This is a genomic window from Bradyrhizobium sp. USDA 4452, from assembly GCF_054063575.1.
In genome coordinates this window covers 4,065,811-4,085,724 of record NZ_JBSSGK010000001.1, presented here as the reverse complement: position 1 = coordinate 4,085,724, position 19,914 = coordinate 4,065,811, and the positions used below count along the sequence as shown (strand labels likewise).

At 65.1% G+C, this 19,914-nt stretch carries 16 protein-coding genes and 1 pseudogene; 9 read left to right on the top strand and 8 right to left on the bottom strand.

Going from position 1 to position 19,914, the window contains the following annotated elements:
• The first annotated feature begins 17 nt into the window (after nt 1-17).
• The gene (locus ACVISU_RS19600; RefSeq protein ID WP_050404451.1) at nt 18-653 is read left to right on the top strand and encodes a pyridoxamine 5'-phosphate oxidase family protein; all 636 of its coding nucleotides are present in this window, start codon (nt 18-20) and stop codon (nt 651-653) included.
• 314 nt (nt 654-967) lie between these two features.
• On the opposite strand, the gene ACVISU_RS19595 is transcribed toward ACVISU_RS19600, so the two are convergent.
• From ACVISU_RS19595 to ACVISU_RS19580, 4 genes and pseudogenes are all read right to left on the bottom strand, one after another.
• On the bottom strand, nt 968-4,120 hold the full coding sequence (locus ACVISU_RS19595) for an efflux RND transporter permease subunit (RefSeq protein WP_456708014.1): 3,153 nt from the start codon (nt 4,118-4,120) through the stop codon (nt 968-970).
• 13 nt (nt 4,121-4,133) lie between these two features.
• Nucleotides 4,134-5,052 (bottom strand): annotated as a pseudogene (locus ACVISU_RS19590) (efflux RND transporter periplasmic adaptor subunit).
• 252 nt (nt 5,053-5,304) lie between these two features.
• Nucleotides 5,305-5,955 carry an OmpA family protein gene (locus ACVISU_RS19585; RefSeq protein WP_456708013.1) on the bottom strand — a complete coding sequence of 217 codons (651 nt, stop codon included), beginning with the start codon at nt 5,953-5,955 and terminating at the stop codon, nt 5,305-5,307.
• Nucleotides 5,956-6,096: 141 nt separating this feature from the next.
• A complete protein-coding gene (locus ACVISU_RS19580) occupies nt 6,097-7,674 on the bottom strand; it encodes a caspase family protein (RefSeq protein WP_456708012.1) in 1,578 nt (525 codons plus the stop codon).
• A gap of 371 nt (nt 7,675-8,045) precedes the next feature.
• On the opposite strand from ACVISU_RS19580, the gene ACVISU_RS19575 reads away from it, so the two are divergent.
• Nucleotides 8,046-8,852 carry an N-acyl homoserine lactonase family protein gene (locus tag ACVISU_RS19575; protein ID WP_050401745.1) on the top strand — a complete coding sequence of 269 codons (807 nt, stop codon included), beginning with the start codon at nt 8,046-8,048 and terminating at the stop codon, nt 8,850-8,852.
• 53 nt (nt 8,853-8,905) lie between these two features.
• Nucleotides 8,906-9,787 (top strand): NAD(P)-dependent oxidoreductase, encoded by an 882-nt coding sequence (locus ACVISU_RS19570; RefSeq protein WP_244522056.1) that lies wholly within the window; start codon nt 8,906-8,908, stop codon nt 9,785-9,787.
• Nucleotides 9,788-9,855: 68 nt separating this feature from the next.
• Here ACVISU_RS19570 and ACVISU_RS19565 read toward each other — a convergent pair whose 3' ends face one another.
• Nucleotides 9,856-10,416 carry a MarR family winged helix-turn-helix transcriptional regulator gene (locus ACVISU_RS19565; RefSeq protein ID WP_456708011.1) on the bottom strand — a complete coding sequence of 187 codons (561 nt, stop codon included), beginning with the start codon at nt 10,414-10,416 and terminating at the stop codon, nt 9,856-9,858.
• A 176-nt stretch (nt 10,417-10,592) separates the two neighbouring features.
• On the opposite strand from ACVISU_RS19565, the gene ACVISU_RS19560 reads away from it, so the two are divergent.
• From ACVISU_RS19560 to fahA, 5 genes are all read left to right on the top strand, one after another.
• Nucleotides 10,593-12,218, top strand: a complete 1,626-nt coding sequence (locus ACVISU_RS19560; protein ID WP_456708010.1) for an FAD-dependent oxidoreductase — start codon at nt 10,593-10,595, stop codon at nt 12,216-12,218.
• A 9-nt stretch (nt 12,219-12,227) separates the two neighbouring features.
• Nucleotides 12,228-12,455 carry a DUF2783 domain-containing protein gene (locus ACVISU_RS19555; protein WP_050401747.1) on the top strand — a complete coding sequence of 76 codons (228 nt, stop codon included), beginning with the start codon at nt 12,228-12,230 and terminating at the stop codon, nt 12,453-12,455.
• A 28-nt stretch (nt 12,456-12,483) separates the two neighbouring features.
• Entirely contained in the window at nt 12,484-13,440 is a 957-nt protein-coding gene (locus ACVISU_RS19550; RefSeq protein ID WP_050401748.1) for an MBL fold metallo-hydrolase, read from the top strand.
• A 2-nt stretch (nt 13,441-13,442) separates the two neighbouring features.
• Nucleotides 13,443-14,789, top strand: a complete 1,347-nt coding sequence (gene hmgA, locus ACVISU_RS19545; protein WP_050401749.1) for a homogentisate 1,2-dioxygenase — start codon at nt 13,443-13,445, stop codon at nt 14,787-14,789.
• 146 nt (nt 14,790-14,935) lie between these two features.
• On the top strand, nt 14,936-16,207 hold the full coding sequence (gene fahA, locus ACVISU_RS19540) for a fumarylacetoacetase (RefSeq protein ID WP_456708009.1): 1,272 nt from the start codon (nt 14,936-14,938) through the stop codon (nt 16,205-16,207).
• A gap of 162 nt (nt 16,208-16,369) precedes the next feature.
• Here the strand turns inward: fahA and ACVISU_RS19535 are convergent, their stop codons facing one another.
• Entirely contained in the window at nt 16,370-16,681 is a 312-nt protein-coding gene (locus ACVISU_RS19535) for a DUF1272 domain-containing protein (RefSeq protein ID WP_050401751.1), read from the bottom strand.
• An 84-nt stretch (nt 16,682-16,765) separates the two neighbouring features.
• On the bottom strand, nt 16,766-17,242 hold the full coding sequence (locus ACVISU_RS19530; protein ID WP_050401851.1) for an Lrp/AsnC family transcriptional regulator: 477 nt from the start codon (nt 17,240-17,242) through the stop codon (nt 16,766-16,768).
• A 123-nt stretch (nt 17,243-17,365) separates the two neighbouring features.
• On the opposite strand from ACVISU_RS19530, the gene hppD reads away from it, so the two are divergent.
• Nucleotides 17,366-18,484: a 4-hydroxyphenylpyruvate dioxygenase gene (gene hppD / locus ACVISU_RS19525; protein WP_456708008.1), complete on the top strand. Its 1,119-nt coding sequence runs from the start codon at nt 17,366-17,368 to the stop codon at nt 18,482-18,484.
• A 124-nt stretch (nt 18,485-18,608) separates the two neighbouring features.
• Here the strand turns inward: hppD and ACVISU_RS19520 are convergent, their stop codons facing one another.
• Nucleotides 18,609-19,721 carry a CaiB/BaiF CoA transferase family protein gene (locus tag ACVISU_RS19520; protein WP_456708007.1) on the bottom strand — a complete coding sequence of 371 codons (1,113 nt, stop codon included), beginning with the start codon at nt 19,719-19,721 and terminating at the stop codon, nt 18,609-18,611.
• Nucleotides 19,722-19,914 lie beyond the last annotated feature (193 nt).

Here is a 19,914-nt window from a genome sequence, read left to right as displayed (position 1 = left end):
ATAAAGGGAGGTTCGCTATGGGTCATGAGGGCGCAGGCGGCAAGCCGCCGGTCAAGTCGCAGGAGGATCTTCGTGGGCATTTCGGGCAAGTGAGCCCGCTCGCGGAGAAGAAGGTGCTTGGCCATCTCGACAAATTCTGCCGCGACTTCATCGCGCTGTCGCCGTTCCTGGTCATTGCCTCCAGCGACGGCAAGGGTCACGCCGATGCCAGCCCGCGCGGCGATGCGCCGGGCTTCGTCTCGGTGCTCGACGACAAGACGCTGCTGATCCCGGACCGCCGCGGCAACAACCGGGTCGATACGTTCGGCAATATCCTGGCCTCGCCTGGCGTGGGTTTGATCTTCATGGTGCCGGGGATCAACGAGACGCTGCGGATCAACGGGCGGGCCGAGATTTCGCAGGAGCCTGATCTCCTGACGCCGCTGACGGTGCAGAACGTCACGCCGATCATTGGCATGAAGGTGCATGTCGACGAGACCTACTTCCATTGCGGCAAGGCGCTGATGCGCTCGAAGCTGTGGAATCCCGCCGCGCAAGTCGAGCGCCACAGCTTCCCGACGCTCGGCCGCATCATCGCCGAGCAGACCGCAGCGATCGAGGTCGAGACCGCCGAGAAGGCGATGGAAGAGGCGTATCGGACGCGGCTGTATTGAAGCGGTTTCGAGCGAAGTAGATACCAGTTCGCGTGAGAGAGCGCGTCAGACAAGAACCTGTCATCGCCCGGCCTCGACCGGGCGATCCAGTACGCCGCGGCCCTTCGGTTCAAGCACTGCTGTCTCTGGAATACTGGGTCACCCGCCTGCGCGGGTGATGACACCGCGCAAGGTGAGGGCGTCTGCGCAATTTCGGAATAATGGAAAATTACCCCTGAGTTGCCCGACGAGTCAAGCTGCTTTGTCGAAACGCCGGCAGCCGCCGGCTACTGTGCATGGGGTTGTTTTCGATATTTTGGCAGTGCGCCCCCAGCTCACTCCGCCGCAGGCGAGATCATGTTCGGCGGTCCGGGCGGCCGCTTGGTCTGGTCGGCCGCAGGCTCGCTCGGGGTGAGCTCGTGGTCGGCATGCGAGACCACGAGCCGCTTGCCGAAGCGCCAGATCAGGCCTCCGATATCGTCCATCACCATGAACATCGCCGGCACGAACACCAGCGACAGCACGGTCGAGAAGATCAGGCCGCCGATCACCGCGAGCGCCATCGGCGAGCGGAATTCGCCGCCGGCGCCGAATGCAAGGGCGGACGGCATCATGCCGGCGGCCATCGCGATGGTGGTCATCACGATCGGGCGCGCCCGCTTCATGCCGGCGTCGATCATGGCGTCCTCGCGCGCCTTGCCGTCGCGGATCGCCTCCACCGCGAATTCCACCAGCATGATGGCGTTCTTGGTGACGATGCCCATCAGCATCAGGATGCCGATCCACACCGGCGTGGTGAGCTGCTTGCCGGTCAGCAGCAGCGCGCCGATCGCACCGCCGATCGAGAGCGGCAGCGAGAACAGGATGGTGATCGGCTGCAGGAAGGTGCCGAACAGCAGCACCAGCACGGCATAGACCATCATCAGGCCGGCGGTGATCGCGGTGGCGAAGCCGTCGGATAGTTCGGCGAGGCTCTCGGCGTCGCCGGACGGGCTGACCTTCACGCCCTTCGGCAGGCTCTTCATGACCGGCAGGTCGTAGATCAGCCTGGTGGCATCGCCGAGCGCGGCATTGCCGACCAGGTCGGCCGCGACGGTGGCCTGCCGTTCGCGGTCGTAGCGATTGATGCTGGTCGGGCCCTGGTCGAGCTGGATGTCGGCGACGACGGAGAGCGGCACGCCGCCGCGCTCGCCACGCTGGCCGAGCGGCACCCGCAGCTGCTCCAGCATCTGCAAATCGCTGCGCGCATTGTCCTCGAGCTGGACGCGGATCGGCACCTGGCGGTCGCCGGCGTCGAACTTGGCCAGCGCCGGGCCGACGTCGCCGATGGTGGCGACGCGGATGGTCTGCGACAGGCTTTCGGTCGAGACGCCGAGCCGCGCCGCGAGCTCGGCGCGCGGACGGATGCGCAGCTCGGGCCGGTCGAGCGCGGTCTCCGAGATCACATTGGCGATGATCGGGATCCGCTTCATCTGGGTCGCCAGCTCGCTGGCGACGTTGTTGACGATGTTGCTGTCGGTGCCGGTGACGACCAGCGAGATGGCGCGCAGGCCGTTCTCGTCGAGGAACCAGAACCGGATGTCGGGGACGTTGTCGAGCTCCTTGCCGATCGACAGCTCCAGCTCGCGCTGGGTGATCTTGCGGTCCGCTTTCGGCGTGTAGTTGATGATCAGCGCGGCACGGCGCACCTCCTGGATGCCCGGCGGCACGCGGCCGCCGTCGACGAACACGCTGCGCACCTCGGGCCGCTTGCGCAGCCGCGCCACGATCTCCTCGGTGACCTTCTCGGTGAAGGCGAGCTGCGAGCCGGGCGGCAGCTCCATCGCCAGCAGCGAGCGCGCGGTGTCCTGCGCCGGCAGGAAGCCCTGCGGCAGCAGCGTGATGCTCCAGATCGACGCGGCGAACACCGCAAAGCCGATCAGCACGGTGATGTAATGGTGCCGCACCGACCAGGTGACGAGGCCGTGATAGGTGCGCAGGATGCGGCCGGGCGGCGGATCGTCGTGGTCGTGATGCTTGAGGAAATAGGCGGCCAGCATCGGCGTCACGAAGCGCGCGGCGAGCAGCGAGAAGAACACCTGCACCGACACGGTGATGCCGAACTGCTTGAAGAACTGCCCGGCGATCCCGGACATGAAGCTCGCGGGGGCGAAGATCGCGATGATGGTGAGCGAGATCGCGATCACCGCGAGGCCGATCTCGTCGGCAGCCTCGAGCGCGGCCCGGTAGGGCGTCTTGCCCATCCGCATGTGGCGGACGATGTTCTCGATCTCGACGATGGCGTCGTCGACCAGGATGCCGGTCGACAGCGTGATGGCGAGGAAGGAGACCAGGTTGAGCGAGAAGCCGAGCAGGTCCATCGCCCAGAATGCCGGGAAGATCGACAGCGGCAGCGAGACCGCCGCGATGATCGTGGCGCGCATGTCGCGCAGGAACAGCAGCACGATGATGACGGCGAGGATCGCGCCTTCGAACAAGGTCGAGATCGCGGCCTCGTAATTGCCCTTGGTGAATTCGACCGAGGTGTCGATCAGCTTGAGGTCGACGTCGGGATAGGCAACCTTCAGCGCGTCGATCCGCTTCTGCACGGCGGCCGCGACGACGACGTCGCTGGCGCCCTTGGAGCGCTTGATGCCGAGCGCCACGACCGGCTCGCCGTTGAAACGGGCGAAGGTGCGCCGGTCGGCGATGGTGTCGGTGACGGTGCCGAGATCGTCGAGCCGGATCTCGCCGCCGCCGAACAGCGGAATCATGGTGCCTGCGAGCTCGTTCAGCGTCTTGGCGCCGGCCAACGTCCGGATCGCCTGGTCGTTCTTGCCGATCTCGGCGCGGCCGCCGGCGACGTCGACATTGGTGCCGCGCAGGATCTGGCTGACATTGACCGCGGTGAGCCCCACCGCCTGCAGCTTGTCGGGATCGAGCGAGACCAGGATCTCGCGCTCGACACCGCCGATGCGCTCGACCTGGGCGACGCCGCGCACGCCCTGCAGCGCACGCTTGACCACGTCGTCGACGAAGTAAGATAGCTGCTCCGGCGTCTTGCCCGGCGAGATCGCGGCGTAGGTCACGATCGGCAGGCCGATCACGTCGACGCGCTGGATCAGGGGCTCGGTGACGTTCTGCGGCAGGTTGGCGCGCACGCGGGTGACGGCGTCCTTGACGTCGTTGAGCGCGCGGTCGGTGTTGGTCTCCAGCGCGAATTGGATCGTGGTCACCGACAGGCCGTCGGTGATCGAGGAAGAGATGTGGCGCACGCCCTCGACGCCGGAGACGCCGTCCTCGATCGTCTTGGTGACCTGCGATTCAAGTTCCGAGGGCGCCGCGCCGAACTGCGAGACCGCGACCGAGATCACCGGGATGTCGGCGCTTGGCAGCCGCGTCACGGCGAGCTTGGTGAAGGAGACCCAGCCCAGCACCAGCAGGATGATCGAGAAGACGATCGAGGGAAGCGGGTTCCGGATCGACCATGCCGAGATGTTCAAAGCCATGAGCTTGTCCGAATTAGCGTGATCGCGTGCGATCGAGTTCGTCGGCGAACATGGTCTTGATCTGGTCGCCGTCGTGCAGCGAGGTGCCAGCATCGGCCACGACGATTTCGCCGACGTCGAGGCCTTCAAGGATTTCGGTCGAGGTGTCGGAGGTCAGCCCGACGCGCACCCTGCGGGTCTCGACCGTGTTGCCCTTCACGACCTGCAGGGTCAGGCGGTCGATCGCGGTGCGCGGCACCGCGACGCCGCAGGAGCGCTTGGCGTCGATATTGGCGCGGGCGAACATGCCGACCTTCAGCGTTGGATTGTTGTTGATGGTGATGCGGACGTGCCCGAGCTGGGTGGCGCGGTCGATCTGCGGCGAGATCTGGCGGACCTTGCCGACGATGTCAGGGGCGTCGTCGCGGCTGATCCGGACATTGGCGCCGGGATTGAGCTTCAGGAGCTGGAAGCCCGGTACCTCGGCGTCGAGCTCGATCTCGTTGTTGATGGAGATCTTGAACATCGGCGGCGCCTGCGGCGAGGCCGGGGCGCCGGGCGCGGTGCGCACCTCAGTGACGAGGCCGGCGGCCGGCGCGCGCAGCACCAGCGGCTTGGCATTGCCCTGCGCCGCCTGCTGCGGCGGCGGGGGTCAGCCGCGCCAGTTCCTGGTTCTCGGTCACGGTGTCACCCTCGCGGACCAGCACGTCGGTGACCTTGGAGCCGTCCTGGTCGACATTCACCTGCGCCTCGCGGCGCGGCACGATGAAGCCGGTGACGCGGACCATGTCGGAGAAGCAGGCATTGGTCGACTTCGTCACCACGACCAGCGCCTGGCCGGGCGTCTCCTTCTCCTCCGGATGGGAGCGGTGCTCGAACGCGTAATAGGCGACAGCCAGGGCGAGGAAGACGACCGTGCCGAGCACAGGCTTGAGGTATTGGGAAAAGTTCATCGCCTGATCAATCCAGCACTTGGCACGTCTCGACAGTCATTGTCTTGGGCGCTCGTCGAAGTCTCGCCACGTCGTCGTATCGTGTGAGCATCGAAAAGGCCAAGGTCCATTGTTCCGGCTCATGCCCGGACGTCATGTGAGGCGGGTCACCTGTGAGGCCGCTTTGGGTCCCTCAAGCAAATGCGCCCCGCCGGGGTGCGGGACGCATTGTAACCTCAAAAAGGGGCCACGCCACCGCCCATCACCTCTCGATCACTTGGCGGCGGTGTCCTTGTTTTCCACGTTCACGACCTGGACGCGCCGGTTGACGTCCGCCATCGGGTGGCTCGGGTCCTTCAGCTTGCTCTTGCCATAGCCGACGGTGACGAGATCGGTGCCGTTGATGCCGTATTTGTCGACCAGATAGCGCTTGATGGCGTCGGCGCGGCGCTCCGAGAGGCCCTGATTGTAGTCCTCGCCGCCGGCGGCGTCGGTGTGGCCGGCGACCACGAACGTCGAGCCCTTCAGGTCCTGATTGGTCAAGGCGCGGCCGAGCGCCTGCACCGACGGCAACGACTTCGCGCTGATGTCGGCGGAGTTGTAGTCGAAGTTGATCTCGAGATCGATCTTCGGCTTGTCCTGGACGATGGTCGCGATTTCCTCGCGTTCGGCCGAGGACAGCGAGCGGGTGGCGCGGCCACGGACGCTCTGCACGAATTTGGCCTGGTCGGCGTTCAGCCCGGGCGAGGTCTGCGGACCGACCGAAAGGCCGCGGGTCAGCGGTTTCTTCTCGGGCATCAGCGCCCTGATGATCTGGTCCTCGGTGACATCGTCACCGGCGTGGGTGGCCGCCACGCCGAACGACAGCACGGCGCCGACCGTCATGATTGAAAGCATCGCGGCCCTTGCCGACGGCTTGAACATTTCGGTCCCTCCTGCGCCGGCCGGCGCGGTTCCATGCAACGGTTGAGATTGATCGCGGGCATCGCTGCCCGGCACGCACCCTCTGATTAGTCGCGCGATTGCAGCGGCGGTTCGAGCCGCGGGCCGGCGCGGTTTCATATGTCACTGCACGCCGTAGTCGGCGAATTCCTTGACGATGTTCGGGTCCATCGCCTTGGCATTTGCGATGTCGAGATCGCCTTCCGCGACTGCGCCGTTGCGCTTCTTGGCAAGGCCGCGCCCGTACAGCGACGAGGTCAGCCGCGGGTTGATCTTCAGTGCGGCGTCGAAATCGGCGATGGCATTCTTGTTCTGCCCGCCCTTCAGGTTCATCAGGCCGCGGCTGTCGAGCGCATCGACGAAGTTCGGGCGCAGCCGCAGTGCCTCGTTGCAGTCCTTCAGCGCCGCCTGCAGGTCGCCGATCACGGTGCGGACCCAGCAGCGGTTGTTGTAGGCCTCGACATCCTTCGGGTTCAGCCGCAGCGAATTGGTGAAGTCCTTCACCGCGAGGTCGTAGGCACCCTTGCTGGCATAGACCTGGCCGCGACGATACAGCGCAGCCGCGTCATCCGGGTTCTTGTCGAGCTTTTCGTTCAGGCCCTTGATCGTCGGATCATCGGCGAGAACAGGCGAATTGCTCGGGGCCGGCGTGGGCTGGATCACCACCGGCGGCGGAGGCGCGGGTGGCGGCAGTGCAATCTCGGGGGCTTTTGGCGGAGGCGGCGGCGCCGCCGGCGCTGTCGCGACGGCCGGCTTCGGCGGCGCCGGTGGTGGCGTCGGCGCGGTTGCCACTGGAGGCGTCGGTGTCGGCTTCGGCGTTGCAGCGGGTGGGGCGGGCGGCGCCGGCGGAGGCGAGACCGGCGGTGCGGTGGCGACCTCGGTCGATGGCGATGCAGTCGGCGCAGGCGCAGCGTTCGACGGTCCCGGTGCGCCGGCTGGGGCGGCTGCGCCGGCTGGAATGAACGAGAAATCCTCGGCCAGCGACGACGAGATCCACGGCACCTGTTCCTGCCGCGAGGCGCGGGTGACGCCGACGCGGGTCCGGTTCAGCGTTTCCTCCGCCATCAGGTCGGGGGTACGGATCTCCTTGAGCAGTTCCCGCACGAACAGGCTGCGGTCGCTGCCATTGTCCGAGACCACGGACGACAGTGCGGCCGAATACATCACCAGCGTGCCGTTGGGTGCGATCACCGGGGCGAGGCCCGCCGAGAAGCTGCGGAAACGGCGTTCGAACGGGTTGCGCCTCGAGGCATCGATCAGGGCGATCTTGACCCCGGCGCCGCGGCTGTTGATCTCGCCGAGCACGGTCTCGAGGCTGAAGCCGTCGCGGCGGACGTCGGCCTCGGCCCAGATCTGGGCGTCGATCGGGATCATGTAGCTCTGCCGGTTCGACTGGATGCCGTAACCGGAGAAGAAGATCAGCGCGACCGAGCCCGGTTTGATCTTGCCATAGAGGCGGTCGAAGGCGCGGCGCATGCCGTCGCCGGTCAGGTTCTCGCCGACCTCGACGGTGAAGCCGTCACGCTTGAGCTCGTCGGCGACGTCGCGGGCGTCGTTGACCGGCTCCTTCAGCGGCGCGTCGGCGTCGGGATATTTGGCGTTGCCGATCACCAGCGCGAAGCGATCGCCGGCGGCGACGGACAGGGTGGGCGACGCGATTGAAAAAATCAGCGTGGCGAGCAAGGCAAGGCGGATTTTCATAATCGCGGCAAATCCAGATCGCGGCATTCCAATGAGATGGCGCCGCTTCGAGCCTGCGCCTCGGGGACCTTACTCTAGCGAAAATCCATTATCAAACTACGGCCAAACCCCCGTCAACGGCTTGCTGTACGCAGCGAGGACCGCGAGGCCGCAGTGCAACACCCGCGCTCATGGCGGCCGTCGCCGTCGTGGCACGGTGCAGGTTCCTGCGACCGATAGTGTGATTGCATTCACAGAGGCTTGTGCAGTGGTTTGGGCCGCCCTGTCATGCGCTCGTCGCACTGCGCGCAGTTTGACCTTTGCGCAAGGCGATGGCTTTGTGTCCGGGACGGCAAGCCATTTCAACAAGACCGCAAACAAGAGCGAAACCGATGGGAAACGCCTACGAAATTTACGCCCTGCGCTATGCGACGATGTCGCCGCGCACGCCCCACCTGAATTTCCTGGTGCCCGATCCGCATGACACCACGGCGCAGGATCTGGATTATTTCGTCTGGCTGATCCGCGGCCACGGCCGCGACATCCTGGTCGACACCGGCTTCAACGCCGAGGAGGCCAAGGCGCGCGCCCGCAAGCTCACGCTCAACCCGGTCGATGCGCTGGCCGGCTTCGGCGTCAGCGCCGACGCGATCCGCGACGTCATCGTGACCCATCTGCATTATGACCACGCCGGCAATCTGGATCGCTTCCCGAACGCCAAATTCCATCTGCAGGAACGCGAGATGAGCTACGCGACCGGCCGCTGCATGTGCAACGGCATGCTGCGCCATCCGTTCTCGATCGAGCACGTCACCCAGATGGTACGCCATGTCTATGGCGAGCGCGTCACCTTCCATTCCGGCGATGGCGAGATCGCGCCCGGCGTCACCGTGCATCGGGTCGGCGGCCATTCCGATGGCCTCCAGGTGGTGCGGGTCGAGACCGCGCGCGGCCCGGTCGTGCTGGCATCCGACGCCGCACATTATTATGCCAACCTGCACAAGAGGAGCCCGTTCCCGATCGTCTACAATGTCGGCGACATGGCGCAGGGCTGGGAAACCGTCGAGCGGCTCGCCGGCCATCCCGATCGCTTCATTCCGGGCCACGATCCGATAGTCAGCGAGATCTATCCGCGCGCCAGCGACAAGGTCGATGCGTTCGCGCTGCATCTGGCGCCGTCGCGATCGTTCGCGAAATAACCTCGCCGGTTCGGGCGAGGCGCAGTTCAAGAAACGTCAAAAGAAGAGTTGATATGACTGAATACAGGACCCTCGGATTCATCGGTCTCGGTGTGATGGGTGAGCCGATTTGCCGCAATCTGGTCAAGAAGAGCGGCAAGCGCGTCGTGGTGTTCGACCTTTCGGCCGAACCGCTGCAACGGCTGCGCGACGACGGCGCCGAGATTGCCGGCTCGGTCGCAGAGGTCATCAAGCAGAGCGACGTGCTGTTCCTCTGTCTGCCGAGCGCCAAGCATGTGCGGGCGGTGTTCGAAGGCGACGGCATTTTGAAGAACGTGAGGAGTGGCCAGGTCGTGGTCGATCTCGGCACGTCTTCGGTCAGCCAGACCCGCGACTTCGCCGGGCAATTGCAGGCCAGGGGGGCGGCCTGGGCTGATGCGCCGATCGCGCGCACGCGGCAGGCGGCGCAGGACGGCACGCTCAGCGTGATGGTCGGTGCGGTCCCCGCGCTCTATGCCGCGATCGAGCCCTTGATCCGTTGCTTTGCCACCGACGTCACCAATTGCGGCGACGTCGGTGCCGGGCAGGTGACCAAGATCCTCAACAACATGGTGCTGTTCGAGACCGTGAACGCGCTGGCCGAGGCTGTCGCGGTGGCGAAGCACAATGGGGTCGATCCAAAACTACTGCTGGAAACCCTGTCGAAGGGCTCGGCCGACAGCTTCGCGCTGCGCAACCACGGCATGAAGGCGATCGTGCCGGGCGTGTTCCCGGAGCGCGCGTTCTCGACCGAATATGCGCTGAAGGATCTGTCCTATGCACTGGAGCTCGCCGCCGACGCCGGCATCAAGATCCGCGGCGCGGAGCTGATCGGCACCGTGTTGCAGGAAGCGATCGACAAGGGATCGAGGGATAATTACTTTCCTGTCATCGCGAGGCATATCGACCAGGCCTAGTGCTCTCCATCCGTCATTCCTGGTTCTCGCCTTGCGAGCCCCGGAATGACGAGAGGATGAGGCGCGGCCTAATACGCGTCCTTGGCGTCGGCCTGTTCGCTGGTCTGTATCAGCTCGAGGCTGGTCTCGACCTTGCCGAGCAGGCGTGCCAGATCGCGGCGCTCCTGCGTGGAGAGGCAGGACATGATCTCCTGTTCCTTGCGCAGCAGGCGCGGGATCAGCTCCTCATAGAGCGCCTGGCCCTTCTTGGTCAGCCGCAGGCGGAATTCGCGGCGGTCATCGGCATTCTCGACGCGCTCGACGATCTCGCGCTCCATCAGCGCCGACACGGCGCGGCTGATGGTCGATTTGTGCGTGCGGGTGCAATGCGCGATGTATTGCGCGCTGCAGGGATCGCAGCGGAAGCCGAGCGTCGCAAGCACGCGCCACTCCGGAATGTCGAGGCCGTAGCGCGCCTGATATTCGCTCGACAAAGCCGAAGATACCTCGGCGGCCAGCCGGTTGAGGCGGAACGGCATGAAGTGGAAGAGGTCGAGGCGCTTCTTGGTCGGCGCGGCGTCGTCGCGCGCATCCGCTTCCACGGCGCTGCGCGGCCGGATCGGAGGCTGGCTTGCAGAGGTCCTGGCCAAATATTCCTCCAATTTGAGTTGACGGCGGGCCCGACTGGGCGTTTAAGATAGTTGCAAGTGAGACTAATTTAGCAAGGTCGCGACCGGCTCGCAAGGTGCTGGTCGCAAGCCGGTCACACAAGCCGCAGTCCGAGCCACAGAAAAAGGCCGGCGCCAGGGAACATCCAGGTCACGCAATGGCAGCCAAAACGGCACAGGCCAAAACCCAGTTCGGTTATCGCCGTCACCCCGACCAGGACCGGTCGGGCGCCAACGTCGCGGAGCATCCGGTCGTCGTGGTCGGCGCGGGGCCGGTGGGATTGTCGCTGGCGATCGATCTTGCGCAACGCGGCCAGCGCGTTGTGCTGCTCGACGATGCCGACCGGATCGGCGAAGGCTCGCGGGCGATCTGCTTCTCGAAACGCTCGCTGGAGTTCTGGGATCGGCTCGGCGTTGGCGACCGCATGGTCGAGAAGGGCGTGGTGTGGAGCGTCGGCAAGATCTTCCACGGCGCGTCGCAACTCTATCAGTTCAACCTGCTTCCGGAAGAGGGCCACAAGCGGCCCGCTTTCATCAATTTGCAACAGTTCTACGCCGAGGCCTATCTGGTCGACCGGGTCGAGCAATTGCCTGGAATCGACCTGCGCTGGCGCAACAAGGTGATCGCGCTGGAGAGCCGCAACGATGGTGTCGCGCTGACGATTGCTACGCCCGAGGGCGCGTACCAGGTGCACGCCTCCTTTGTCGTCGCCTGCGATGGCGCGCGGTCCTCGCTGCGGCAGATGGTCGGTGCCGACTTTGCGGGGCAGGTGTTCGAGGACCAGTTCCTGATCGCCGACGTCAAGATGACGGCGGCGTTTCCGACCGAGCGCTGGTTCTGGTTCGATCCGCCGTTCCACGCGGGACGCTCGGCGCTGCTGCACAAGCAGCCGGACGACATCTGGCGGATCGACCTGCAACTCAATCCGGATGCCGATCCGGTGGCCGAGAAGCAGCCCGAGAACGTCCGGCCGCGGATCGAACGGATGCTGGGCCATGACAAGTTCGAGTTCGAATGGATCTCGCTGTACAAATTCCAGTGCCGTCGGATGGCCAGGTTTATCCACGGCCGCGTGATCTTCGCCGGCGATTCCGCGCACCAGGTCTCGCCGTTCGGCGCGCGTGGCGCCAATTCCGGGCTCGAGGACGCCGAAAATCTGTCGTGGAAGCTCGATCGTGTGCTGCGCGGGCTCTCACCCGAAAGCTTGCTGGAGAGCTACCACATCGAGCGCAGCGCCGCGGCGGATGAGAACATCCGCGAGTCCACCCGCTCAACCGATTTCATGGCGCCGGTGACGCGGCAGGAGGCGCGGCTGCGGCAGGCGGTGCTGTCGCTCGCAGAGGATACAGAGTTCGGCAAGCGCATGGTCAATGGCGGCCGGCTGTCGGTGCCGTCAATCTACGACACGCCACTGTCGAGCAGCGATCGCGACGACTGGCGCGGCGGTCCGCGGCCGGGCGCCTCGATGCTGGACGCGCCGGTGACCGAGCAGGGCGGCGGGACGATTTATCTGACCGATGTTTTCATCGAGCAGGGAACGCGCTTCACGCTGCTGGAGTTTGGCAATGGCGCGGCTGTCGATGTGCCTGACGGCGTCGGGACGATCCGGATCGGTGGCGAGGGCGGGCTGGTCGATGCGCAAGGCCTTGCCGGCAAGCGCTATGACGCCGAGCCCGGCACCGCTTATCTGCTGCGGCCGGATGGCTACGTTGCGGCACGCTTCCGCAATGCGGCGCGGCCGGCACTCGATGCGGCGCTGGCGCGCGCCGCAGGTGTGAACTGAGGAGCAGTCATGGCGCTGTCGACCAGTTCGAATTTCGCAAAGCCCGATGACGCGTTCCGCGCCATCGTCGAGGCGCATCGCGGCCTCACCGAGGCGCAAAGCGCCGATCTCGATGCCGCGCTGGTCCTGGTGCTCGCCAACCACATCGGCGATCTCGACGTGTTGCGCGAAGCGATCGCGCTGGCGAAGCGACGGATGCTGGACGCGAGCCAGCAGCAGCAACAGCAACAACAATAGCACTGATCAAACGGACAGGATTGAACTGATGGCCAAAGGTTTCGCATCGACCACGGATCTCGCGGAGAAGAAGGTCACCTTCTCCGAGATCGGCACCGATCTCTATGCCTTCACCGCCGAGGGCGATCCCAACACGGCCGTGATCGTCGGCGATGACGGCTGCCTGGTGTTCGACGCGCAGGCAACGCCGGCGATGGCGAACAAGGTGATCGAGCGGGTCAAGACCGTCACCGACAAGCCGATCAAATATGTCGTGCTGTCGCATTATCACGCGGTGCGGGTGCTCGGTGCCTCGGCCTACCACGCGCAGGGCATCGTGGCCTCGCAGGAGACCTACCGGCTGATCCAGGAGCGCGGCCAGCAGGATTGGGATTCCGAATACGGCCGTTTCCCGCGGCTGTTCCAGGACGCGGCGAGCATTCCCGGCCTGACCTGGCCGACGCTGACCTTCGAGGGCGAGATGTCGATCTATCTCGGTAAGCGCGAGGTGCGGCTGATGCAGCTCGGCGCCGGCCACACCTCGGGCGATATCGTCGCCTGGGTGCCGGATGCCGAGGTGATGTTCTCCGGCGACCTGATCGAATACCACTCGGCCTGCTATTGCGGCGATGCGCATCTGCGCGAATGGCCGACGACACTGAACGAGATCCGCGCCTTCAATCCGAAGGCGATCGCGCCGGGCCGCGGCGATGCGCTGAAGGGCCTCGCCACCGGCCGCGATGCCATCGCGATGACCCGCGATTTCGTCACCACGCTTTATGGCGCCGCCGAATCGTCGGTCGCCAAGGGCCGGAGCCTGAAGGAATCGATGGCGGCGACCCGCGAGGTGATGGATCCGAAGTTCTCGAGCTTCGCGATCTACGAGCACTGCCTGCCGTTCAACGTTTCGCGCGCCTATGACGAGGCATCCGGGATCGACGATCCCGTGATCTGGACCGACAAGCGCGACCAGGAAATGTGGGCCGCCCTGCAAGGAGGAGGATAGTCGTGAACATCAACACCTCGCCTGATCAGATCGTTCGCAGCTCGGGGCAAGTCACGCCGGGCTACATGTCCGGATTCGGCAACAGTTTTGAGACCGAGGCCTTGCCCGGCGCGCTGCCGATGGGGCGCAACTCGCCGCAGCGCTGCGCCTATGGGCTCTATGCGGAGCAATTGTCCGGCTCGCCGTTCACGGCGCCGCGCGGCACCAATGAGCGCTCGTGGCTGTATCGCATCCGCCCGTCGGTGCGGCATTCCGGCCGGTTCGCCAAGGCAGATAGCGGGCTGTGGCGCACCGCGCCGTGCCACGAATACGACATGCCGATCGCGCAACTGCGCTGGGACCCGGCGCCGATCCCGAAGCAGGACATGACGTTCCTGCAGGGCGTGCAGACCATGACCACGGCGGGCGATGCCAACACGCAGGCCGGCATGGCCGCGCACGTCTATCTCATCACCAAATCGATGGTCGATCAGCATTTCTACAATGCCGACGGCGAGATGATGTTCGTGCTGCAGCAGGGCAATCTGCGCTTCGTCACCGAGTTCGGCCGGATCGATGCCGAGCCGGGCGAGATCGTGGTGATCCCGCGCGGCGTCAAATTCCGCGTCGAGATTCCGTCGGGTCCTGCCCGCGGCTATCTCTGCGAGAATTACGGCGGCGCGTTCACGCTGCCGGAGCGCGGCCCGATCGGCGCCAATTGCCTGGCCAATTCGCGCGACTTCCTGACACCGGTGGCCGCCTACGAGGACAAGGACACGCCGACCGAGCTCTACGTGAAGTGGGGCGGATCGCTGTTCAAGACCACGTTGCCGCATTCGCCGATCGATGTGGTGGCCTGGCACGGCAATTACGCGCCCTACAAATACGACCTGCGTACCTTCTCGCCGGTCGGCGCGATCGGCTTCGATCATCCCGATCCGTCGATCTTCACGGTGCTGACCTCGCCTTCGGAGACCGCCGGCACCGCGAACATCGACTTCGTGATCTTCCCGGAGCGCTGGATGGTGGCCGACAACACCTTCCGGCCGCCGTGGTACCACATGAACATCATGTCGGAGTTCATGGGGCTGATCTACGGCGTCTACGATGCCAAGCCGCAGGGCTTCGTGCCGGGCGGGATCTCGCTGCACAACATGATGCTGCCGCACGGCCCCGACCGCGAAGCCTTCGAGCACGCCAGCAACTCGGAGCTGAAGCCGGTGAAGCTGACCGGCACGATGGCCTTCATGTTCGAGACCCGTTTCCCGCAGCGCGTGACGCAGCACGCCGCGACGTCATCGACGCTGCAGGACGACTACTCGGATTGCTGGAAGGGGCTTGAGAAGAAGTTCGATCCGACCAAGCCGTAACACACCTCTCGTCGTTCCGGGGCATCGCGATGCGATGAGCCCGGAATCCATCCTCACGATCGTGGTTATGGATTCCGGGCCTGCGCCTGGCAGCGCATCCCGGAATGACGGCGGAAATAATATCCGACCATTTCAGGGACGAGATCATGCCCCACCCCAACGACCCCAAACTCCGCTCTTTCATCGACGTCGCCCCGACCTCCGACTTCCCGATCCAGAACCTGCCTTACGGCGTGTTCTCGTCGAAGGACGGCCTTGCGCCGCGTGTCGGCGTTGCGATCGGCGATTACGTGCTCGACCTGTGGGAGCTCGAGCAGGATTCGCGGCTTGATGTCGGGCCGCTCGGCGTGTTCTCGCAGCCCTCGCTGAACGCCTTCATGGCGCTCGGGCCAAAAGTGTGGTCGGCGACGCGGGCGCGGATCAGCGAGCTGTTGCGATCAGATCATCCGGAGCTGCGCGACAACAGGGAGTTGCGTGCACGCGCGCTGCTGCCGATCGCTGATGTTAAGCTGCATATGCCGTTTGCCGTCGCGGGCTACACCGATTTCTATTCGTCGAAGGAGCACGCCACCAATGTCGGCGTCATGTTCCGCGGCAAGGACAATGCGCTGCAGCCGAACTGGCTGCACATGCCGATCGGCTACAACGGCCGCGCCTCGACCGTGGTGGTGTCAGGCACCAAGGTGCGGCGGCCGCGCGGCCAGCTCAAGCCGCCGGCCGCCGAGGTGCCGAGCTTCGGCGCCTGCAAGCGGCTCGACTTCGAGCTCGAGATGGGCGTGGTGGTCGGCCAGGCCTCAGCGATGGGCGAGATGCTCACCGAGCAGCAGGCCGAAGAGATGATCTTCGGCTTCGTCATCCTCAACGACTGGAGCGCGCGCGATATCCAGCAGTGGGAGTATGTGCCGCTCGGGCCGTTCCAGGCCAAGGCGTTCGCGACCTCGATCAGCCCGTGGGTGGTGACGCGCGAGGCGCTGGAGCCGTTCCGGATGCAGGGCCCGGCGCAACAGCCGGAACCGCTGGCGTACCTGAAGCAGACCAAGCCGAACAATTACGACTTGCAGCTCGACGTGGGCTTGCGCGCCGGTGCGATGAACGAAGCCAAGACGATCTGCAGCACCAATTTCAAATACATGTACTGGTCGTCGGTGCAGCAACTGGTGCACCACGCCTCCAGCGGCTGCGCGATGAATGTCGGCGACCTCCTCGGCAGCGGCACGATCTCCGGCCCCGAAAAGCATCAGCGCGGGAGTCTTTTGGAAATCAGCTGGAACGGCACCGAGCCGGTTGAGCTGGCGAGCGGCGTGACGCGCGCGTTCCTCGAGAACGGCGACTCGCTCGTGATGCGCGGCTGGTGCCAGGGCGACGGCTACCGCGTCGGCTTTGGCGAGGTCGAAGGCACCATCGTCGCGGCGGAGTAGCCGAGAGGGGCGCCGCTTCACCTCCCCTTGAAAAGGGGAGGTCGGTTTGCGCAGCAAACCGGGTGGGGATCCGGTCTCACCACGAACGCCAGCGCTTGCGGCTTGGACTCCCATCCACCTTCCCCCTTGCAGGGGGAAGGAGCCCGACAGGCGGTGCAAGCCTTACCGCTCTTCCGGCCGGATATCCCTCAGCCGCGCCGTATGCGCCGCGCAGTCCTCGAGGCTGTACTTCAGGTGCACCCGCTTGTCCGACGGCGGCTGGTTCACGGTGCAGACGCCGGCCCGCCACGGCTTGGCCGGGCGGATCGGCCGCGGCGCAAAGCCGCCGCCGCAGTTCGGGCAGACATTGCCGAGCTTGGTCTCGGCGCAATCCGCACAGAACGTGCATTCATAGGAGCAAATCCGGGCGTCGAGCGCGCTCGGTGGCAGGTCCTTGTCGCAATATTCGCAGTTCGGTCGCAGCTGAAGCGCCATGGTCGTCTCTCTTGGCGGATGTTGGAGCAATGATCGCAAATCGGACCGCAAAAACGAATGACGGAATTCCCTCGATTCGCGCCATCACTCTTGCAGCGCCTTCAGCGGCAGCTTGGTGCTCTCCTTCAGCCGGTCGAGCACGATCGACGAGCGCACATGTGCCACGCTCTGGTGCGGCATCAGCACATTGTTGACGATGTCGGACAGGCTCTTGAGATCGCGCAGCATCACCTTGAGCACGTAGTCGGCATCGCCGGTCAGCGCATAGGCCTCCTGGATGTCGTCGACCCGGTTGACCAGCTCGCGAAACCGCTTGGCGTTGTCGGGCGAGTGGGTCGCGAGCGTGATGTGGATGAAGGCGATCAGGCCGAAGCCGAGCGCCTCGCCGGCGAGATCGGCGTGGTAGCCCGCGATCACCTTCTCCTCCTCCAGCCGCATCCGCCGCCGCGAGCATTGCGAGGCTGAGAGCCCGACGAGGTCGCCGAGCTGCTGGTTGGTCAGCCGGCCATCGTCTTGCAGGGCAGCGAGTATTTTGAGGTCGAAGGCGTCGACTTCAGGCATGCGTCAAATGTCCATTTCATGCACGGATCGTGCGCATTTATAGCAATTATGGGACCATTTTGCACGCACGTTGCGCCGCAGGTGACGGAAACTGATTGTTAGACAAATCAGGGAGTTGCCGCCATGGGTCCGTTTCCGCACGATGCGCCGCCGGCCGAGATCAGCACCGAGAACCCGATGGGCACCGACGGCTTCGAGTTCGTCGAATATGCCCACCCTAATCCCGGCGAGCTGCATGCCCTGTTCAAGCTGATGGGCTTTGTCGCGGTCGCGAGGCACCGGACCAAGGCCGTCACGGTCTATCGCCAGGGCGACATCAACTATCTCGTCAATGAGGAGCCGGGTACGCACGGCTTTAACTTCGTCGCCGCGCACGGCCCCTGCGCGCCCTCGATGGCATTCCGTGTGGTCGATGCCAAGCGCGCCTATGAGCGCGCGATCGCGCTCGGCGCCGAGCCGGCGGATTTGTCGTCCGCGGCGAAGACGCTCGATGTGCCCGCGATCAAGGGTATCGGCGGCAGCCTGCTGTATTTCGTCGATCGCTACGGCGCCAAAGGCTCGGCCTATGATGCCGAGTTCGAGTGGCTGGGCGCCGAGAATCCGCGTCCCGCGGGTTCGGGCCTCTATTACATCGATCACCTCACCCACAACGTCCATCGCGGCCGCATGGATGTCTGGACCGGCTTCTACGCAAAGCTGTTCAACTTCCGCCAGATCCGCTTCTTCGACATCGAGGGTCGTGCGTCCGGCCTGTTCTCGCGTGCGTTGACCAGCCCGGACGGCAAGATCCGGATTCCGATCAACGAGGACGCCGGCGATTCCGGGCAGATCGAGGAATACCTCAACATCTATCACGGCGAGGGCATCCAGCACATCGCCTGCGGCGTGCGCGATATCTATTCGACCGTCGAGACGCTGCGCGCGAACGGCCTGCCGTTCATGCCGTCGCCGCCCGACACCTATTTCGAGCGGATCGATGCCCGCCTGCCGCAGCATGGCGAGGACGTGGCGCGGCTTCAGAGGAACGGCATCCTGATCGACGGCGAAGGCGTGGTCGAGGGCGGCCAGACCAAGGTGCTGCTGCAGATCTTCTCGGCGAATGCGATCGGGCCGATCTTCTTCGAATTCATCCAGCGCAAGGGCGACGACGGTTTTGGCGAAGGCAACTTCAAGGCGCTGTTCGAATCGATCGAGGAAGACCAGATCCGCCGCGGCGTGCTGAAGGTCGATCACGCGGCGTAGAAACTGCGTGGCGACCGCGCCGCATTGCGTCGTCATTGCGAGCGAAGCGAAGCAATCCATCTCACCGCCTGCGGAGACATGGATTGCTTCGTCGCTTCGCTCCTCGCAATGACGGCCGAGGAAGCTACTTCCCGGCCTTCCACGCGCTCGTCACGTCGCCAATGCTTGCCAGCTCCGGCTCGCGGATCGCTGATGGCGTGCGCGAGAAGCGCGGCGCGGGGGCGGGCTGGGTCACGCCGTGGCGCTCGACGAACACCTGGCGCGCCACCATGTGCGGATGCTTCGGGGCTTCTTCCATGGTCAGGATCGGCGCGAAGCAGATGTCGGTGCCTTCCATGATCTTGCACCAGTCGGCGCGCGACTTGCTCTTGAACACCTTCTCCAGTTTCGCCTTCAGCGCCGGCCAGGCTTTGCGGTCCATCTGGGCGTCGAAGTCGGCATCGGTCAGGTCGGCATGCTTGCGCAGCAGTGCGTAGAACTGCGGCTCGATCGAGCCGATCGAGATGAAATTGCCGCAGGAGCATTCGTAGACGCCGTAGAAATGCGCGCCGCCGTCGAGGAAGTTCTGGTCGCGGCCGCCGCTCCAGCGGCCTTGTGCGGCCATGTCGTAGAACATCGACATCAGCGAGGCCGCGCCGTCGCACATCGCGGTATCGACCACCTGGCCCTTGCCGGACTTCTGCGCTTCCAGCAGCGCTGCGAGCACGCCGACCACGAGATAGAGCGCGCCGCCGCCGAAATCGCCGACCAAATTGAGCGGCGGCACCGGCTTCTCCTTGGTGCCGATCGCCGCCAGCGCGCCCGTGATCGAGATGTAGTTGATGTCGTGGCCGGCGGCGTTGGCCAAGGGGCCTTCCTGGCCCCAGCCGGTCATGCGGCCATAGACCAGCTTCGGATTGCGCGCGAGCACGACATCGGGGCCGAGCCCGAGGCGTTCCATCACGCCGGGCCGAAAACCTTCGATCAGCGCGTCGGCATGGCTGAGCAGCTCGAGCACTTCGGCGATCGCCGCCTTGTTCTTGAGGTCGAGCTCGATGACCTTGCGGCCGCGGGTTGCCACCGCCTTCAAATTCTTGCCCGCGCCGACCCGATCCAGGGTTATGACCTCCGCGCCCATGTCGGCGAGCAGCATGCAGGCGAACGGGCCAGGACCGATGCCGGCGAATTCGACGATGCGGAAGCCGGCGAGCGGCCCCGAGGTGCGAGCGGCGGTGTGGGAGGCGGGCTTGTCGAGCACGTTGTTGTTCCGTTGGTTGTGTGGCGTTAGGCGGCTGAGGTGCTGCGGGCTGGCTTGGTGCCGAATGTCATGCGTTTCCCCAGCCGTCCGCGAGACGGTATTTTTAATTAGCTGATTAGCTAAATTGTCTCGCCTAATGCGGGATGTGGCAAGCGCCTTTTGCCTGATCGCGCCGGTAAAACGCAAACGGCGC

What these genes read in the sequence shown, in the direction of transcription:
- ACVISU_RS19600 (WP_050404451.1), top strand. Translation starts at nt 18, where the DNA reads ATGGGTCATGAGGGCGCAGGCGGCAAGCCGCCGGTCAAGTCGCAGGAG.
- ACVISU_RS19595 (WP_456708014.1), bottom strand. Translation starts at nt 4,120, where the DNA reads ATGGCTTTGAACATCTCGGCATGGTCGATCCGGAACCCGCTTCCCTCG.
- ACVISU_RS19585 (WP_456708013.1), bottom strand. Translation starts at nt 5,955, where the DNA reads ATGTTCAAGCCGTCGGCAAGGGCCGCGATGCTTTCAATCATGACGGTC.
- ACVISU_RS19580 (WP_456708012.1), bottom strand. Translation starts at nt 7,674, where the DNA reads ATGAAAATCCGCCTTGCCTTGCTCGCCACGCTGATTTTTTCAATCGCG.
- ACVISU_RS19575 (WP_050401745.1), top strand. Translation starts at nt 8,046, where the DNA reads ATGGGAAACGCCTACGAAATTTACGCCCTGCGCTATGCGACGATGTCG.
- ACVISU_RS19570 (WP_244522056.1), top strand. Translation starts at nt 8,906, where the DNA reads ATGACTGAATACAGGACCCTCGGATTCATCGGTCTCGGTGTGATGGGT.
- ACVISU_RS19560 (WP_456708010.1), top strand. Translation starts at nt 10,593, where the DNA reads ATGGCAGCCAAAACGGCACAGGCCAAAACCCAGTTCGGTTATCGCCGT.
- ACVISU_RS19555 (WP_050401747.1), top strand. Translation starts at nt 12,228, where the DNA reads ATGGCGCTGTCGACCAGTTCGAATTTCGCAAAGCCCGATGACGCGTTC.
- ACVISU_RS19550 (WP_050401748.1), top strand. Translation starts at nt 12,484, where the DNA reads ATGGCCAAAGGTTTCGCATCGACCACGGATCTCGCGGAGAAGAAGGTC.
- fahA (WP_456708009.1), top strand. Translation starts at nt 14,936, where the DNA reads ATGCCCCACCCCAACGACCCCAAACTCCGCTCTTTCATCGACGTCGCC.
- ACVISU_RS19535 (WP_050401751.1), bottom strand. Translation starts at nt 16,681, where the DNA reads ATGGCGCTTCAGCTGCGACCGAACTGCGAATATTGCGACAAGGACCTG.
- ACVISU_RS19530 (WP_050401851.1), bottom strand. Translation starts at nt 17,242, where the DNA reads ATGCCTGAAGTCGACGCCTTCGACCTCAAAATACTCGCTGCCCTGCAA.
- hppD (WP_456708008.1), top strand. Translation starts at nt 17,366, where the DNA reads ATGGGTCCGTTTCCGCACGATGCGCCGCCGGCCGAGATCAGCACCGAG.